This window comes from Nocardioides pymetrozini (genome assembly GCF_046058985.1).
Lineage (GTDB): Bacteria > Actinomycetota > Actinomycetes > Propionibacteriales > Nocardioidaceae > Nocardioides.
On sequence record NZ_CP175556.1, the window covers coordinates 1,425,066 to 1,440,853 of the forward strand.

Annotated in this window: 12 protein-coding genes; 7 read left to right on the forward strand and 5 right to left on the reverse strand. The window is 72.6% G+C overall.

Annotated features, from left to right (window positions below; all coding sequences use genetic code 11):
• Positions 1-65 precede the first annotated feature (65 nt).
• Both ACJ5H2_RS06975 and ACJ5H2_RS06980 read left to right on the forward strand, forming a co-directional pair.
• Entirely contained in the window at positions 66-1,478 is a 1,413-nt protein-coding gene (locus tag ACJ5H2_RS06975) for a 3' terminal RNA ribose 2'-O-methyltransferase Hen1 (RefSeq protein ID WP_408898844.1), read from the forward strand.
• Positions 1,471-3,993, forward strand: coding sequence for a polynucleotide kinase-phosphatase (locus ACJ5H2_RS06980; RefSeq protein ID WP_408898845.1), 2,523 nt, complete (start codon positions 1,471-1,473; stop codon positions 3,991-3,993). Before ACJ5H2_RS06975 ends, ACJ5H2_RS06980 begins: the two co-directional genes overlap by 8 nt.
• A gap of 54 nt (positions 3,994-4,047) precedes the next feature.
• On the opposite strand, the gene ACJ5H2_RS06985 is transcribed toward ACJ5H2_RS06980, so the two are convergent.
• The 3 genes from ACJ5H2_RS06985 to ACJ5H2_RS06995 form a co-directional block, all read right to left on the reverse strand.
• Positions 4,048-5,208, reverse strand: a complete 1,161-nt coding sequence (locus tag ACJ5H2_RS06985; protein WP_408898846.1) for a GGDEF domain-containing protein — start codon at positions 5,206-5,208, stop codon at positions 4,048-4,050.
• Between the two features lie 155 nt (positions 5,209-5,363).
• Positions 5,364-5,582, reverse strand: a complete 219-nt coding sequence (locus ACJ5H2_RS06990) for a hypothetical protein (protein WP_408898847.1) — start codon at positions 5,580-5,582, stop codon at positions 5,364-5,366.
• On the reverse strand, positions 5,579-7,006 hold the full coding sequence (locus tag ACJ5H2_RS06995; RefSeq protein WP_408898848.1) for a glycosyltransferase family 2 protein: 1,428 nt from the start codon (positions 7,004-7,006) through the stop codon (positions 5,579-5,581). The genes ACJ5H2_RS06990 and ACJ5H2_RS06995 overlap by 4 nt, the downstream gene beginning before the upstream one ends.
• 206 nt (positions 7,007-7,212) lie before the next feature.
• Between ACJ5H2_RS06995 and ACJ5H2_RS07000 the strand changes: the two genes are divergently transcribed.
• Complete coding sequence (locus ACJ5H2_RS07000; protein ID WP_408898849.1) at positions 7,213-9,333, forward strand: putative bifunctional diguanylate cyclase/phosphodiesterase; 2,121 nt, start codon at positions 7,213-7,215, stop codon at positions 9,331-9,333.
• An 18-nt stretch (positions 9,334-9,351) separates the two neighbouring features.
• On the opposite strand, the gene ACJ5H2_RS07005 is transcribed toward ACJ5H2_RS07000, so the two are convergent.
• Both ACJ5H2_RS07005 and ACJ5H2_RS07010 read right to left on the reverse strand, forming a co-directional pair.
• Positions 9,352-9,594, reverse strand: a complete 243-nt coding sequence (locus ACJ5H2_RS07005) for a hypothetical protein (RefSeq protein ID WP_408898850.1) — start codon at positions 9,592-9,594, stop codon at positions 9,352-9,354.
• Between the two features lie 227 nt (positions 9,595-9,821).
• Complete coding sequence (locus tag ACJ5H2_RS07010) at positions 9,822-10,796, reverse strand: LacI family DNA-binding transcriptional regulator (RefSeq protein ID WP_408898851.1); 975 nt, start codon at positions 10,794-10,796, stop codon at positions 9,822-9,824.
• Between the two features lie 98 nt (positions 10,797-10,894).
• On the opposite strand from ACJ5H2_RS07010, the gene ACJ5H2_RS07015 reads away from it, so the two are divergent.
• Genes ACJ5H2_RS07015 through ACJ5H2_RS07030 form a run of 4 tightly spaced genes read left to right on the forward strand, consistent with a single transcriptional unit; the run spans position 10,895 to position 15,697 of the window.
• Entirely contained in the window at positions 10,895-12,538 is a 1,644-nt protein-coding gene (locus ACJ5H2_RS07015) for an amidohydrolase (RefSeq protein ID WP_408898852.1), read from the forward strand.
• A 20-nt stretch (positions 12,539-12,558) separates the two neighbouring features.
• The gene (locus ACJ5H2_RS07020) at positions 12,559-13,926 is read left to right on the forward strand and encodes an APC family permease (protein WP_408898853.1); all 1,368 of its coding nucleotides are present in this window, start codon (positions 12,559-12,561) and stop codon (positions 13,924-13,926) included.
• The gene (locus ACJ5H2_RS07025) at positions 13,923-14,750 is read left to right on the forward strand and encodes a nitrilase-related carbon-nitrogen hydrolase (RefSeq protein ID WP_408898854.1); all 828 of its coding nucleotides are present in this window, start codon (positions 13,923-13,925) and stop codon (positions 14,748-14,750) included. The genes ACJ5H2_RS07020 and ACJ5H2_RS07025 overlap by 4 nt, the downstream gene beginning before the upstream one ends.
• A 14-nt stretch (positions 14,751-14,764) precedes the next feature.
• Positions 14,765-15,697: a nitrilase-related carbon-nitrogen hydrolase gene (locus tag ACJ5H2_RS07030; protein ID WP_408898855.1), complete on the forward strand. Its 933-nt coding sequence runs from the start codon at positions 14,765-14,767 to the stop codon at positions 15,695-15,697.
• The last annotated feature ends 91 nt before the right edge of the window (positions 15,698-15,788 follow it).

A 15,788-nucleotide genomic window follows, 5' to 3' on the forward strand; every position in this document is an offset into this window, starting at 1 on the left:
GCAGTCGCCGCACCGGCGCCGCCGAATCCGACCACTCGACCCCCGACCTCAGACAGGATGACGCTGTGCTCCTGACCGTCACGACCACCCACCGGCCGGCGACCGATCTCGGCTACCTCCTGCACAAGCATCCTGAGCGCGTGCAGGAGTTCAAGCAGTCCTTCGGCACTGCGACGGTCTTCTACCCCGAAGCCAGCGACGAGCGGTGCACCGCCGCACTCATGCTCGACGTCGACCCCGTCCGGCTGGCGCGGTCACGGGGCAGGAACGCGCCCGACTTCAGCCTCGCCCAGTACGTCAACGACCGCTCGTACGCCGCCTCGTCGCTCCTCGGAGTCGCGATGGCCGACGTCTTCAGCACCGCCCGCAGCGGCCGCTGCGGCTCCCGACAGGAGCTCGCCGACTCCGCCATCCCGTTGGAGATCGTGGTTCCCGTCCTGCCCTGTCGCGGCGGTCCCGCGATCGCGCACCGCCTGTTCGAGCCGCTCGGCTGGACGGTCGAGGCCGACCCGATCCCGCTCGACGACGCCTTCGCCGACTGGGGCGACTCCCGCTACGTCCGGCTTCGCCTGACCGGCGTCCTCCGCCTCGCCGACGCGCTCAACCAGCTCCACGTCCTCCTGCCCGCGCTGGACGAGTCCAAGCACTACTGGCAGGGACCCGACGAGGTGGACAAGCTGATGCGCTCGGGGGAGGGGTGGCTCGCCACCCACCCGGACGCCCACCTGGTCACCCGTCGCTACCTCGGTCGCCGCGGCGGACTCACCTGCGTCGCTCTCGCCCGTCTCGCGGAGGTCGGCGACGAGGTGGAGGAGGCCGTCGAGTCCGCGGAGGACGAGGAGGTCCTCCAGCCCGCCGAGACGAGGGTCCCGCTCAACACCCAGCGCCACGAGGCCGTGCACCAGGTGCTGCTCGAGCTCGGCGCGCGGTCCGTGATCGACCTCGGCTGCGGCCCCGGTCAGTTCCTCGACCGGCTCGTCAGGACCTCGGCGTTCACGCGCGTCGCCGGCTCCGACGTCTCGACGCGCTCGCTGCAGGACGCCGCCCGACGCCTCCATCTCGACCGGATGAGCGAGCGACAGGCCGAGCGCGTCCAGCTGTTCCACGGTGCGCTGACCTACGAGGACGAGCGCTACGCCGGCTACGACGCCGCGGTGCTCATGGAGGTCATCGAGCACGTCGATCCGCCTCGCCTCGAGGCATTGGAGAGGGTCGTCTTCGGCGCCGCGGCACCCGGTGCCGTCATCGTGACGACGCCCAACAGCGAGTACAACGTGCTCTACGAAGGCCTAGTCGGCATGCGGCACCCCGACCACCGGTTCGAGTGGACCCGCGACCAGTTCGCCGAATGGTCCGAGCGCGTCGCTGCCGCCCACGGCTACGCCGTCGAGCGACGCGGCATCGGCGACCGCGACGACGCCCACGGCACACCGACCCAGATGGCCATCTTCACCCGGAAGGAGGGGACCGATGACTGAGGCAGCAACGGACAAGCAGCAGGTCACCGTGCCCGCCATGGGCCTGGTCGTCCTGGTCGGAGTCTCGGGAAGCGGCAAGTCCACCTTCGCCCGCACCCACTTCAAGCCGACCGAGGTCGTCTCCAGCGACTTCTGCCGGGGTCTCGTCGCCGACGACGAGAACGACCAGTCCGCGACCCCGGACGCCTTCGACGTGCTCCACTACATCGTCGGCACGCGGCTGCGACGCGGGCTGCTCACCGTCGTCGACGCCACCAACGTCCAGCAGGCCGCACGTGCCTCGCTCGTCAAGCTGGCCAAGAGCCATGACGTCCTCGTCGACGCCATCGTCATCGACGTCCCCGAGTCCGTCGCGATCGCACGCAACAAGCAACGGCCCGACCGCGACTTCGGCGACCACGTCATCTCCCGGCAGCACCGTGACCTCGAGCGCTCCCTCCGACGCCTCCACAAGGAGGGCTTCCGGCGCGTCCACGTCCTGCGCGGCACCGACCAGGTCGAGGCCGTCGAGATCCTCCGCGAGCGGCCCTGGAACGACCGCCGGGAGATCCGGGGCCCCTTCGACATCATCGGCGACGTCCACGGCTGCGCATCCGAGCTCCGCAGCCTGCTCGTCCGGCTCGGCTGGGACATCGAGTACGACGGCACCGCGGCCGTCGGTGCCTCCCACCCGGCGGGCCGCCAAGCGGTCTTCGTCGGCGACCTCGTCGACCGCGGCCCGGACACTCCCGGCGTACTGCGCCTGGTCATGGGCATGGTCGCGTCCGGCACCGCGCTCTGCGTGTCCGGCAACCACGAGGCCAAGCTCGTGCGTGCCCTGCGCGGCTCCAAGGTCACGGTGGCCCACGGGCTCGCCGAGTCACTCGCCCAGCTCGAGGAGGAGTCCGAGGACTTCCGCTCCCAGGCGCTGGCGTTCATGGACGGCCTCATCAGCCACTACGTCCTCGACGACGGCAAGCTCGTCGTCGCCCACGCCGGACTCAAGGAGGCCTACCACGGCCGGTCCTCCGGCCGCGTCCGATCGTTCGCCCTCTACGGCGACACCACCGGCGAGACCGACGAGTACGGCCTCCCGGTGCGCTACCCGTGGGCACAGGAGTATCGCGGAGAGGCCATGGTCGTCTATGGCCACACCCCGGTCCCTACGCCTGCGTGGATCAACAACACCATCTGCCTCGACACCGGCGTCGTCTTCGGCGGCGAGCTCACGGCGCTGCGCTACCCGGAGCGAGACATCGTCTCGGTACCTGCCGAGAAGGAGTGGTACCAACCGGTCCGGCCCCTCGCGCCGACTGCTGGCGACCGTGAGGCATCGGTGCTCAAGATCGGCGACGTCGCCGGCACCCGATGGCTGGAGACCACCCACGCCGGGAAGGTCAAGATCCCCGAGGAGAACGCCGCTGCCGCGCTCGAGGTGATGAGCCGGTTCGCCGTCGACCCGCGGTGGCTGATCTACCTCCCGCCGACCATGTCGCCGGTGGCCACCTCCACGCTCGACGGCTATCTCGAGCACCCCGCCCAGGCCTTCGACGAGTACGCCGGCTGGGGCGTCGGCCGCGTCGTCTGCGAAGAGAAGCACATGGGCTCGCGCGCCATCGCGGTCATCGCCAGGGACGCCGACGCAGCGGAGCGCCGCTTCGGCGTCGGCGACGGCACCACCGGCGTCGTCTACACCCGGACGGGGCGCCCGTTCTTCGCCGACACCACCGAGCTGGTCGACCGCCTGCGCCTGTGCGCCGCGCCGCTGTTCGAGTCGCTCGACACCGACTGGCTCGCCCTCGACTGCGAGCTGCTGCCCTGGTCGGCCAAGGCCATGGGCCTGATCGAGGAGCAGTACGCCTCCGTGGGAGCGGCCGCGCGCCGTGTCCTGCCCGGGGCGCGGGCGCTCCTCGAGCAGGCGTCGGCCCGCGGCCTCGACGTCGCGGAGCTGACCAGTCGGGTCGAGCGGCGCCTCGACAACGCCGAGGCCTTCCGCGACGCGTACGCCGCCTACGTCCATCCCACCGACGGCCTCGAGGGAGTGACCCTGGCGCCGTTCCAGATCCTCGCCGTCGAAGGCCGTGCCCTCGCGCTGACCGAGTCCCACGCGTGGCATCTCGCCGAGCTGGCCACGCTCGAGGGAGACCTCATCACGCCGACCCGGCACCGTTTCGTGGACCTCTCATCGGACGAGGAGCGTCAGGCGGCCATCGACTGGTGGCTCGAGCTGACCGCGGCCGGCGGAGAGGGCATGGTCGTCAAGCCCGCGCACCTGACCACCGGGCGCATCCAGCCCGGCATCAAGGTGCGCGGCCGCGAGTACCTTCGGATCGTCTACGGCCCCGACTACACCGACTCGCTCGACGTGCTCCGCCAGCGCCACCTCGGCAAGAAGCGGCAGCTTGCGCTGCGGGAGCACGGTCTCGGTCTCGAGGCCCTCAGCGCGTTCGTGGACCGCGCGCCGCTGTGGAAGGTGCACCAGGCTGTCTTCGCGGTCCTCGCGCTCGAGTCGGAGCCGGTCGATCCGCGCCTGTGACGGCTTGCGTGGCGAACGGGCCGCGTGCGTGGACGCGCCGATCCGGGGAGCGCCTCAGGGCACCGTGCTGTCGTACCTCTCGACCCGGTCGCGACCGGCGGCCTTGGCCTGGTAGAGCGCGACATCGGCACGGATGATCGTGTCCTTGACGCCGACATCGCGGTCGATCGGGGCGATGCCGAAGCTGACCGTCGGGTTGGCGAGCTCGGCATTGCACTCCTGGAATCGCCGGCTGATGGTGTCGGCGATCTGCTCCGCGTGCTCGCCGCGCGGCAGCAGCACCGCGAACTCGTCGCCGCCGAGCCTGCCGACCAGGCCGTCCTGGCCGACGACGCTGCGGCACACGTCGGCGAAGGCGGTGAGCGCACGGTCCCCGGCGGCGTGGCCGAAGCCGTCATTGAGGGCCTTGAACCCGTCGAGGTCCGCCACCATGACCACACCGCTCGCGAGCGCGCTGTCGTCGTCGAAGACGAGCTCGGCCTGCCGCAGGAACGCGTTGCGGTTGAGCAGCCGGGTGAGGCCGTCGTGCGCCGCCTGCACCCTGAGCTCACTGGTCTGCTGCAGGTGGCTGAGCGACGACATGCTGAACGTGACGACCACCAGCATCGCCATCGACAGCAAGGTGGTGACCTGGGAGCCGAACCCGAACCGGAAGGCGGGATGCTCCGGGCCGACGGCCACGAAGACGAGGGCACGCAGGCTGTAGAACACGGCGACCGCGCTCGCGACCACCAGCACCGCACCCAGGGAGAAGCGGTGCTGCTCCCATCCGTCCTCGGCCTCGGCACCCTCGCGCAGGACCTGGCGCAGCTCCCAGGAAGCCAGCCCGAAGGACAGTGCCATGCCGATGAGGAAGATGGTGCCACCCGCCCAGATGTCCCGTCCGGGGTGGTCGAAGACCGTGACGACGAGGACGAGCGCAGGCAACGCCAGGAGGAAGCGCAGAGAGGTCCGCCGCCCGCGGAGACTGCGGGCCGCGCCGAGGACGCTGGCCGCGCCGGCGACCGCGAGCGTGTTGCCGGTGGGGGTTCCGACCGCCTGCAACGCCGTGCCGTTGGCGAGGAACGCCGAGGCGCCGACGATGTAGAGCGCCATCGACACGCACCACCAGCCCGAGTACGGCGCCCGGGTGGTGCGGTAGGTCGCGCCGTAGAAGAGGACGAGGACACAGAGAGCGACGACGGCGAATGCCACGCGCAGACTGGCTGTGTCCATGTCATCCACGCTAGGGCCGCGGCGGCTCCGGCGTGGGCGCTTGCGGTCCGAATAGTCCGGTCGGGTGGCGAAGTGGAGCCGAACGGCCCCCCGGCGTGCCGAGGGCACGCTCGTACGCCGCGCGGCCCACTCCGGACCGCACGGGAGACGAGGGCCTAGCGGGGGCCGTCGGGATGGATGCTGCGCGTCTCGGCGCGCTCGTAGCGACGGGGCAGCAGGTCGCGAAAGTAGACCTTCGGCAGCATCTTGGCCACCGCGAGCGCCAGGTACATGACCGTGTTGAGCGCGACGAAGGCGGCGAGCACGCCGAACCACTCCGCGCGCAGCACGGACTCGGGGAGCAGGATCCCCAGCGGAGCCACGAAGCCGTTCACGAGGCCTCCGCTACGACCTGCCGGCCGCGGGCGACGTGCTCCCACGCGCCCTGCCGGCCGCGGGCGACGTCGATGACGCCCTTGACGTAGACGGTGTTGAGGAAGAGCGCATAGAGCAGCTCCGGTACGACGAGCGCGGCGAGGACCCGCGCCCGCCAGCCGCCCCGCCACACGCCGACCACGCGCTCGAGCGCGAACAGCACGCCGGTCCCGAGCCAGAAGGGGAACCAGACCCAGGAGTCGAACGAGACCAGCATGAGCAGCATCAGGAGCAGATAGGACGCCAGCGCGATCGCGCCGTACCCGATGCCGAGCTGCTGGGCCCAGTACCGGAAGGTCTGCGTCCGGACGCCGTAGGCGCCGAGGTTCTCGAGCGCACCGCGCTGCCAGCGGAGCCGCTGCGCCCACAGGGCGCGCCAGGTCGGCATCACCTCGGTGACCACGGTGCAGTCCGAGGGGGCGATGACCAGCGCGCCCAGGCTCTTGAGGGCGAGGGTGATCTCGTTGTCCTCGGTCAGCACCGTGGTGTCGTAGACGTCGCCGGGCACTCCCGGGAGGTTCGTGCCGCGCTCCGCTGCGACGCGACGCAGCGCGCGAGGCCGGAAGACCGTGGCGGTGCCGGTCAGCACGAAGACCCGCCCGCGGCGGCGGCGCAGGTCGCGGGCGTAGCGCGTGTACTCGTTGCGCTGGAGCAGACCGATCAGGCCGTGGCCCTCCTCGCCGTAGAACAGCCCGCCGATGGCCATCAGGGCGCGGTCGTCGGTCATCCGTCGCGCCGCGCTCTCGAGGAATCCGTCGTCCAGGACGGTGTCGGCGTCCATCACCATGACGAGGTCGTTCTCGCCCTGCTCCGGGAGCAGGCCGGCGAGTGCCTGGTTGAGCGCTCCGGCCTTCTTGTCGGCGTTGCCCCGGGTCTCGAAGACCTCGACGCCGGCGGCCCGTGCGACGGCTGCGGTGCCGTCCGTGCAGTTGTCCGCCACGACGACGACGCGGTCCGGTGTACGTGACTGTCCCAGCAGCGACGCGATGGTCGCGCCGATGCACGCCTCCTCGTCGTGCGCCGGGATCAGGACCGTGAGGGTGACGGGGCCGTGGAAGACGCCGCGGGTCTCGCGCATGACGATCCGCGGGGCGAGCGGACGGTGGGCGGGGTCCACGCTGCGTCGTGCCGTGTTGGAGAACCGCCTCTCCAGCGCCGCCACGCCGGCGGCGAAGAGCAGCGCGAGGCCGCAGGCCGCCGCCAGCGTGCCCACCGAGGGCACCGCCCGGTCGTAGAGCACGTCCCAGGTGCCGAGCACGAGCGTGTGGGATGGACGCTCGGCGAACCGGCTGCCCTGGTCCGCGACCGACCACCAGATCAGCCCGGCGCCCAGTGCCGCGGTGCCGAGGACCAACACCCCCGCGGTGCGCTGCAGACTCCACATGTCGTGTCCCTTTCGTCCCCCGGAGACTAGGCGTCCCCGGCGTCCCGGCGGACCGTGACGACCCTGAAATAGTCCCGACGGGCCACGAGGTCGGGCCGATCGTGTCCTTTGCGGACGTTGTCCTGCTCATCGCCGGGACGCGTCCCTAGACTCCCCGTGCGGTCCCGTGAGTGTCGTGCGGCCGACTGCCCAGGGAGCGAGGGACGATGGAACCGCAGGCACGTGCCGCGTACGACGAGGAGCGCTTCCGACTCGTCATCGAGGCGGCCCCCAACGCGATGGTGATGGTCGACCACTCGGGTCGCATCGTCCTGGCGAACTCCGAGGCGGTCCGGGCGTTCGGCTACAGCCGTGACGAGCTGCTGTCGATGGCGGTCGAGGAGCTGGTGCCCGCCGCGTCGCGCGCCGCGCACGAGCTGTTCCGCACGGCGTACCTGGCCGACCCCAGCAGGCGGGGCATGGGCCTCGGCCGTGAGCTCCGCGGCGTCCGCAAGGACGGCACGGACCTGCCCATCGAGATCGGCCTCAACCCGATCCGGATCGGTGACGAGCAGTTCGTGCTGGCGTCGGTCATCGACATCACCGAGCGGCTGCGGGGGCAGGCGGCCATCGCCGCGGTGCGCGAGGACCGGTTGCGTCGGTCGATCCTGGACAGCATCCCTCTCAGCATCATCGCGACCGACGAGGCCGGCCGGATCACGACGGTCAACCCCGCCGCCGAGGAGCTGCTCGGCCGGCCGAGTGCCGTCCTGGTCGGGGCGTCCGTCTGCGAGATCGACGCCGAGCCGCGTGCGCTGCGCTGCGACGGGTCACCGGACCTCGACGCGCTCGAGGGAAGCGAGCGCGAATGGGCCTACGTGCGGGACGACGGAAGCCGCGTGCCCGTCAGCGAGTCGGTCGTCGCCATGGAGGTGGCGGGGGAGGCCCGGACCGGCTTCCTCGTCGTGGCCTACGACATCGGGAGCCGGATCGAGGCACGGCACCGCATGGAGCACATGGTCACGCACGATGCGCTCACCGACCTGCCGAACCGGGCGCTGCTGCTGTCCGCGCTGGCGGAGGCGATCGCGGCGGCGGAGCCCACCGGTGCACAGGTCGCACTGGTCCTCCTGGACCTCGACCACTTCCAGCGGGTCAACGACTCGCTCGGCCACCACGCCGGCGACGAGCTGCTGGTGCGGGTGGCGGAGCGGCTGGCAGCCCACCGCCGCGACGGAGACCTGGTGGCCCGGCTCGGCGGCGACGAGTTCGCGGTGATGTTCGCCGGCCTCCGGGCCGAGGAGGAGGTCACCGAGCGTCTCGAGGCGCTGCTCCGCGGCGTGCTCGCGCCGCTCGACGTCCTCGGCTACCAGCTGGCGATGACCGCGAGCCTCGGCGGTGCGACGTACCCGCGCGACGGGTCGGCGCCGATCACCCTGCTGCGGCACGCGGACACGGCCTTGAACCATGCGAAGGCCGCCGGGCGCGACCACGCGCAGTGGTTCGCTCCGGAGATGCTCGACGCGACCCGGGACAAGCTCGCCCTGGCGAGCGCGCTCCGGCGGGCGCTCGACCGGGGGGAGCTCTCCGTCGTCTACCAGCCCCAGGTCGAGCTGCCGTCCGGGAGGCTGGTCGGCGTCGAGGCGCTGGCGCGCTGGAACAGCCGCGACCTGGGCCCGGTGTCGCCCGAGCGGTTCATCCCGGTGGCCGAGGACGGGGGGATGATCACCGAGCTGGGAGAGTGGGTGCTCGCCACCGCCTGCGCGGACGTCGCCCGCCTCCAGCGGGAGCTCGGCCGGCCGCTGCGCCTGGCGGTGAACGTCTCGCCGCGCCAGCTGCGCAGCCGGACCTGGACCGGCGCCGTCGCGGACACCCTCGCCCGCGAGGGTCTCGAGCCGGACCAGCTCGAGATCGAGATCACCGAGGGCCTGCTGATCGACGACAACGGCGACGCGACCGACATCCTGACCGCGCTCCGCGCGCTGGGCGTCCGGATCGCGATCGACGACTTCGGCCGTGGCTACTCGAGCCTCGCCTATCTCACCCGCTTCCCGATCGACCGGATCAAGATCGACCGCTCCTTCGTGGCCGACATCACCGCCGAGGGCGACGACTCCGCCATCGTGGACGCGATCATCGTGATGGCCCACGCCCTCGGCATGGGCGTCGTCGCCGAGGGGATCGAGACCGCCGCGCAGGAGGCCTATCTCCGGCGCCGGGCCTGCGACGAGGGGCAGGGCTACCTCTACAGTCCGGGCGTCCCGCCGGAACGGCTCGGCGAGGTGGCGCGGCGGCTGGGTCGCGACGCCTCGGCTCGGCGCGTCGGGAGCGGCCTCCGACGGCGGTGACGCCCGCTCGGGCGGTCCTCAGTGCGACCCGAGCCGCCGGTACATCTGCAGCTCGGCATGCAGGTGCTGGGGGAGGGGAGCCCCGGACCGCTCCACCAGCGAGGCGAACTCCTCCAGGGCCGCCACGAGCCGCTCGCGCAGCGGCGCGATCTCCTGCCGGGTGCCGCTGGTGCGCGCCTCCTGCAGCAGCGAGCGGGCGAGCGCGACCTCGGCGCGGCAGGCGGCGAGCTGTGCCCGGTCGTCGCGCTGCGGTCGGTGCATGCGCTCCGGCGATGCTGACATCTGTCCTCCAGCCGCCGGTCGTTCGGCGCCGGGTGCGGCGAGGACGGCTGATCCCAGACTACGCCTCCTCGACCTCCGCCGGAGCGTCTACGACGCGTTCGCCCGGGTAGCGGGGAAGGAGTCGGCGGGCAGGTGTGACGCCGGCGAGGCCCTGGTCAGGGAGGTGGGCTCCCGATGTTCCGGCCGGGGTCGCCGGGGACGGTCGTTCAGGCGCGGGTCGACTCGCGCACGTGCAGCCGCGACGGCACCCGCGTCTCGACGACGTCGCGGCGGCTGTGGACGACGATGTCGACGAGCGCTCGGACGGCCGCCTCCCCGGTTCCCCGCGGATCGATGTCGACGGCGGTGATCCGCGGCCGGGCGATCTGCAGCGACGGCCCGTCGACGTACGACGCCAGCAGGAGGTCGTCGGGGACCCGGATGCCGCGCCCCTGGAGGTGGTGGAGGGCTACGATCGCCGAGCCGTCGGGGACGAGCACCAGGGCGTCGGCGCCCGCGGCGAGCGCCGCGTCGACCGCCCCCGTCGCGTCCTCAGGCCGGTAGGCGAGGGGGATGTCGACGACGCGGATGCCGGCGTAGCGGCGGCAGACCGCGCGGATCTGCCGGCCGAAGGAGGTCTCCTCGCCCGGCGCGAGGACGGCGATGGACCCCGCCCCGGTGGCGACGACGTGGTCGAGCAGCTCGCCCGTCGCGCTGACGTGGTCGGAGGCGACGACGCCGGCCGGCTGGGCGCCCGGGCTGAGGTCGACCTCGACGGTCACCATCGGCACCGGCAGCGAGCGCAGCACTTCGAGGACCGGGTCTCCGACGGCCGGGTCGGCGACGATGAGGCCGTCGATGTGCAGGGCGCGCAGCTGCTCGACGTTGTCCCAGGCGGGCACCAGGGTCAGCGCCATGCCGTGGGTGAGCGCGGCCTCGGCGGCGCCGCGGGAGAGCTGCACGTAGTACTCGAAGCCCACGGTGCGGTCCGGCACGTAGAGACCGAGGGCGCCCGAGCGGCCCAGTCGCAGGCTGCGCGCGGCGGCGCTGGCGACGTACCCGATCTCCTCGGCGACCCGGCGCACCCGCTCGCGGGTCTCCACGGCGATCCGCCCCTGCCCGGAGAGTGCCTCGGAGACCGTCGTGGTCGACACGCCGGCCGCCCGGGCGACATCGCGGATGGTCACGCGGCGGGACGGCATGCGGACAACCTACCGAGTCGGAGGAATTTCGCCGGAGGGTCTTGCCGAAACGTTTCGGCACGTGCTTTCCTGTGGCCCGCGCCACACGAGAAGGAGTCATGCCCGTGAGCTATGCCGACCTGGTCGTCCGTGACACCCGCGTCGTCACGTGGGACGGGAGCAGGCCGAGCGCCGACGCGATCGCCGTGCGCGGCGACCGGGTCGTCGCGCTCGGGGCCGCGGACGTTGCCGCCGTCACCGGGCCGCGTACCGCGGTGCTCGACGGGGCCCTCGTGCTGCCCGGGTTCCAGGACGCGCACGTCCACGCGCCCTTCGCCGGACACAACCTGCTGCGGGTCTGGCTCAACGACCTGGACGGCAAGGACGCCTATCTCGCGCACATCGCCGCCTACGCCGCAGCCCATCCCGAGGCGCCGTGGATCGTCGGCGGCGGCTGGGCGATGGAGCACTTCCCGGGCGGGACGCCGCGCAAGGAGGACCTCGACGCGGTCGTGCCCGACCGCCCCGTCTTCCTGCTCAACCGCGACGTGCACGGCGCGTGGGTGAACTCCCGCGCCCTCGAGCTCGCCGGCATCGACCGCGCCACCGCCGACCCGGTCGACGGGCGCATCGAGCGCGACCCGGCGACCGGCGAGCCGACCGGCACGCTGCACGAGGGAGCGGCCTACACCTTCAACGACCGCTTCGTGCCCCGTCCGGCGCAGTCGGACTGGGAGCAGGCGATCCGGGTCGCGCAGCGCCACCTCCACGCCCTCGGGATCACGGGCTGGCAGGACGCCTGGGTCACGCCCGACACGCAGGCGGCGTACGAGGCCCTGGCCAAGAACGGCGAGCTCACCGCCCGCGTCGTGGGCGCGCTGTGGTGGGACCGGCACCGCGGCCTCGAGCAGGTCGACGAGCTGGTCGCGCGCCGCGGCGGCGGGGCGGTCGGGAGCTTCTGGCCCACGACCGTGAAGATCATGGCCGACGGGGTGATGGAGAACTACACCGGCGCCCTGCTCGAGCCCTACTGCGACGGCTGCGGCGGCCACACCGACAACCGCGGTCTGACGTACGTCGAGCGCGCACTGCTCGCCGAGGCGGTCACCGCTCTCGACGGCCACGGCTTCCAGGTGCACATGCACGCCATCGGGGACCGCGCCGCCCGCGACTGCCTCGACGCCGTCGCGGCCGCACGGGCGGCCCACGGGCCCAACGACCTGCGCCATCACATCGCGCACCTCCAGCTGGTCCAGCCCGAGGACCTGCCCCGCTTCGCGGAGCTGGGCGTCGTCGCGAACTGCCAGGCCTACTGGGCCCAGAGTGACGCCCAGATGGACGAGCTGACGCTGCCCTTCCTGGGCGCCGAGCGCGCGCGCCTGCAGTTCCCCTTCGCCGACCTGGTGCGGCACGGCGCGCGCCTGGCGATGGGCAGCGACTGGGCGGTGTCGACCGCGGACCCCCTTGCCCAGATCGAGGTCGCCGTCACCCGCACCGACCCCTCGGACCGCGGCGGGACGCCCTTCCTGCCGCACCAGGCGCTCGACGTCACCACTGCGTTCCGCGCCTTCACCGCCGGCTCGGCCTATGTCAACCACGACGACGACGCCGGCGTCCTGCGGGTCGGCTCCCGGGCCGACCTCGCCGTGCTCGACACCGATGTCCTGCCCGTCCCCGGCGCCACCCGCGCCCTCGACGTCCTGCCCACCGACGCCCGGGTCACCGCCACCGTGGCAGCAGGCCGGGTCGTCCACACCGCCTGATCCCGCACCCAGGAGCCACCATGTCCCACCCCACCGGCCGCTTCCAGCGCGTGCTGGGCACGCCCGAGCTGATCCTGTTCGGCCTGGCCTACATGGTCCCGCTGACGGTGTTCACGACCTACGGGGTCGTCACCGACATGACCGACGGCCATCTGCCCGGCGCCTACGTCCTCACCCTCGCGGCGATGCTGTTCACCGCCTACAGCTACGGCCGGATGGTCGTCGCACACCCGTACGCCGGCTCGGCGTACACCTACACCCAGAAGGCGTTCGGCGCCCATGCCGGCTTCCTCGCCGGCTGGAGCCTGCTGCTCGACTACGTCTTCCTCCCGATGATCAACTACCTGGTGATCGGGATCTTCCTCGAGGCACAGTGGCCCGCAGTCCCGGCGTGGGTCTGGATCCTGGCCTCCATCGCCGTGGTGACCGGGCTGAACGTCCTCGGCATCAAGCTGGTGACCCGGATGAACCTCGTGCTCGTGGGAGCGCAGGCCGTCTTCATCGTGGTCTTCGTCGCGACGTCGCTCGCCCACCTGGCCGGCGAGGGTGCACCGTCGCTCGGGACCCCGTTCTTCGGCGAGGGCGCGGAGTTCTCCTCGCTCGCGGCGGGTGCCGCCGTGCTGTGCCTGTCGTTCCTCGGCTTCGACGCGATCTCCACGCTGTCCGAGGAGGCGCGGGACGCCCGGCGGACGATCCCGCGGGCGATCGGCCTGGTCACCCTCTACGGCGGCCTCCTCTTCATCGCCCTCGCCTGGGTGGGCCACCTCGTGTTCCCCGACCCGTCGCTCTTCACCGACGTGGACTCCGCCGCGACCGACGTGATGCGCGTGGCCGGCGGCGGCTTCCTCGTCTCCTTCTTCACGGCCGCCTACGTCGCCGGCTGCTTCGCCTCCGCGATGGCCTCGCAGGCAAGCGTCGCGCGGATCCTGTTCGCGATGGGCCGCGACGGGGTGCTGCCGCGGGCGGTGTTCGGACGGCTGCACGCGCGGTTCAACACCCCGGTCCTCGCGGTGCTCGTCGTCGGCGCGGTCTCCCTCACCGCGCTGGTCATCGACCTGGGGCTCGCCGCGGCGATGATCAGCTTCGGCGCCCTGGTCGCGTTCTCGATGGTCAACCTCGCCGTGGTCAAGCACTACCTCCACGACGAGCGGCGCCGCGGGAGAGCGGACCTGGTGCGCTACGGAGTGGTGCCGCTCATCGGCTTCGCGCTGACCGCGTGGCTGTGGACCAGCCTGTCCGCCACGACCTTCAAGGTGGGTCTGAGCTGGTTCGGGCTCGGCCTGCTCTACCTGGTCGTGCTGACCCGCGGCTTCACCCGCCGTCCCCCGGAGCTCGATCTCGCCGAGAGCGAGGCCGACGCCGACCCGGCGACGGCGCAGCCGGCATGAGCGCGACGACCACCACCACCGTCGCCGTCGTCCAGCTCGCCCCCGTCCTCGGCGACGTGCCCGGCAACCGGCGGCGGGCGCTGGAGGCGGTCACTGCGGCGGCCGCGGCGGGCGCGCGCGTCGTCGTACTCCCGGAGCTGGTGACCACCGGCTACTGCTTCACTGACGCGGAGCAGGCGCGCACGCTCGCCGAGGGCATCGACGGCCCGAGCGTCGCCGCACTGGTCGCCACGGCCGCCCGGCACGACCTGGTGGTGGCGGCCGGCCTGGCCCTGCTCGACGAGGCCGGCGTGCTGCGCAACAGCGCCGTCCTGGTCGACGCCACGGGGGTGCGGGCGGTCTACCACAAGGTCCACCTGTGGGGGCGCGAGCCGGAGATCTTCACCGCCGGCGACGCCGCGCCTCCCGTCGTCGACACCGCCCACGGCCGGATCGGGCTGCTGGTCTGCTACGACCTCGAGTTCCCGGAGTGGGTACGCCGGGTGGCGCTCGACGGCGCCGAGCTGGTCTGCGCGCCGGTGAACTGGCCCGACCCCGGGCGCCCCGCGGGGGAGCGACCCGTGGAGGTCGCCACCGCGCAGGTCGCCGCCGCCACCAACCGAGTGTTCGTCGCGGTCGCCGACCGCGTCGGCGAGGAGCGCGGGACGTCGTGGATCGGCGGGTCGGTCGTCGCCGGACCCGACGGCTACCCGCTCGCGCTGAGCGCTCTCGACGGACGCGCACAGACGCTGCTCGCGCCCTGCGCGCTCGCCGAGGCGCGCGACAAGTCCGTCTCCCGCCACAACGACCGGCTCGCCGACCGGCGGCCGCACCTCTACACCTGATCGGAGAGATCTCGATGCTCGTCCGCACCGCGCTCACCCCGCCCCCGTCCCTGGCGGCGACCGGGCCCGACGACCGTCCGCCGCTGCGCGTCGGCCTCGTCCAGCACGCCTGGCGAGCCGACGCCGGGGCACTCGCGGACCACCTCGACCGGGCCATCGCCGAGGCGGCGCGGCGGGGTGCTCGGGTGGTCTTCCTGCCCGAGCTCACCCTCTCGCGCTACCCGGCCTTCGTACCGGCCGAGGGCATGCCGGGCGAGGCCGCCGAGGAGCTGTCGAACGGTCCGACCTACCGCTTCGCCGCCGCGGCCGCACGGCGGCACGGGGTGGCGGTGCATGCCTCGCTCTACGAGCGCGCCCCCGCCGAGGACGGGCTCGGCTTCAACACCGCGATCCTGGTGGGCCCCGACGGCGAGCTGGCCGGGCGCACCCGCAAGCTGCACATCCCGGTGACGGCCGGCTACCACGAGGACACCTACTTCCGGGGCGGACCGGCGGCGTCGGCGTACCCCGTCCACCGGCCGGACTTCCTCGACGGCGTCGGCCTGGGCCTGCCGACCTGTTGGGACGAGTGGTTCCCCGAGGTGGCGCGGATCTACAGCCTGGCCGGCGCGGAGGTCCTCGCCTACCCGACGGCGATCGGCTCCGAGCCCGACCATCCCGGCTTCGACACCGCGCCGCTGTGGCGACAGGTGATCGTCGGCAACGGCATCGCCAACGGCACGTTCATGGTGGTGCCCAACCGCACGGGCGACGAGGGCGAGATCCGCTTCTACGGCTCTTCCTTCATCTCCGACCCGTACGGCCGGGTGCTCGTGGAGGCTCCGCGCGACGAGGAGGCCGTTCTCGTCGCCGACCTCGCTCTGGGCCAGCGCGACGACTGGCTGGCGCTCTTCCCGTTCCTGCGCACCCGCCGGCCGGACACCTACGGCGCCCTCACCGCCACCTGAGCGACGGGCCGATCGACGCCGGACCTGGCCCGAAGTGGCCATGCCGGGACGGTCCGGTGGGCACTTCGCCGCTGCCGGAGCCTGCCGATGG

Excerpts from the sequence above, each read along its gene's own strand:
- ACJ5H2_RS07015 (WP_408898852.1), top strand. The coding sequence starts at position 10,895 with ATGCCCGTGAGCTATGCCGACCTGGTCGTCCGTGACACCCGCGTCGTC.
- ACJ5H2_RS06995 (WP_408898848.1), bottom strand. The coding sequence starts at position 7,006 with ATGTGGAGTCTGCAGCGCACCGCGGGGGTGTTGGTCCTCGGCACCGCG.
- ACJ5H2_RS07025 (WP_408898854.1), top strand. The coding sequence starts at position 13,923 with ATGAGCGCGACGACCACCACCACCGTCGCCGTCGTCCAGCTCGCCCCC.
- ACJ5H2_RS06985 (WP_408898846.1), bottom strand. The coding sequence starts at position 5,208 with ATGGACACAGCCAGTCTGCGCGTGGCATTCGCCGTCGTCGCTCTCTGT.
- ACJ5H2_RS06980 (WP_408898845.1), top strand. The coding sequence starts at position 1,471 with ATGACTGAGGCAGCAACGGACAAGCAGCAGGTCACCGTGCCCGCCATG.
- ACJ5H2_RS07005 (WP_408898850.1), bottom strand. The coding sequence starts at position 9,594 with ATGCACCGACCGCAGCGCGACGACCGGGCACAGCTCGCCGCCTGCCGC.
- ACJ5H2_RS07000 (WP_408898849.1), top strand. The coding sequence starts at position 7,213 with ATGGAACCGCAGGCACGTGCCGCGTACGACGAGGAGCGCTTCCGACTC.
- ACJ5H2_RS07030 (WP_408898855.1), top strand. The coding sequence starts at position 14,765 with ATGCTCGTCCGCACCGCGCTCACCCCGCCCCCGTCCCTGGCGGCGACC.
- ACJ5H2_RS07010 (WP_408898851.1), bottom strand. The coding sequence starts at position 10,796 with ATGCCGTCCCGCCGCGTGACCATCCGCGATGTCGCCCGGGCGGCCGGC.
- ACJ5H2_RS07020 (WP_408898853.1), top strand. The coding sequence starts at position 12,559 with ATGTCCCACCCCACCGGCCGCTTCCAGCGCGTGCTGGGCACGCCCGAG.